This is a genomic window from Aeromonas sp. QDB25 (genome assembly GCF_027707725.1).
Classification (GTDB): domain Bacteria; phylum Pseudomonadota; class Gammaproteobacteria; order Enterobacterales; family Aeromonadaceae; genus Aeromonas; species Aeromonas caviae.
The window spans coordinates 1-691 of sequence record NZ_JAPCIZ010000026.1 but is presented as its reverse complement, the minus strand read 5'-3'; the positions used below and the strand labels follow the sequence as shown (position 1 = coordinate 691).

The following is a 691-nucleotide window of genomic DNA, read 5'->3' as shown; positions in this document are numbered from 1 at the left end:
TGCCTTACTTTGTAAGTGAGCGATGATTTTTCAATAGTCTCTATATTAAGTCTTTATCTCTGCCTGAACGACAGCGGTTCGTGTTATATAGCCCAGAGTGGGGCAATGTCATTGTTCATCTGACGTATTAAGCAGGCCGTGAGTCATGGCGTGTGGCTGCTGTAGTGCCGTTGAGAGCTTCTTCTGTGGATAAGTTTGTATAAAAGCTGTGCTTGGATATGAATAACTAAAAAAGTGCCGATTTTTACAATTTTATTGCAGAGGAGGGGTTGCCAGAACGAATTCGCTCCCTATAATGCGCCTCCATCGACAGGGCAAGCGGTAACGCAAACAAGCCGGTCGGTAGCCTCGAAAAGCCTTTGAAAATAAGGCTTGACTCGAGAAGGTGGTTGAGTAGAATGCCACTCCCGCAGCAGCCAAAAACTGCGTCGCTCTTTAACAATTTGAATCAAGCAATCTGTGTGGGCACTCACAGCATCGAGCATCAAAAACAATTTTTGACATCAATGTCTGATGAAGTGACCAAAGCAACTTTTAGTTGCAGCAGTTAATTCAGCAATTCATTGAGCCGCTTTTCGAAGCAACCAAACTTAAATTGAAGAGTTTGATCATGGCTCAGATTGAACGCTGGCGGCAGGCCTAACACATGCAAGTCGAGCGGCAGCGGGAAAGTAGCTTGCTACTTTTGCCG

The 691-nt window shown here is 45.2% G+C and carries 1 rRNA gene; it reads left to right on the top strand.

The window, feature by feature from the left end:
* Window positions 1-592: 592 nt before the first annotated feature.
* Window positions 593-691, top strand: a 16S ribosomal RNA gene (locus tag PG883_RS10975); the annotation flags it as partial.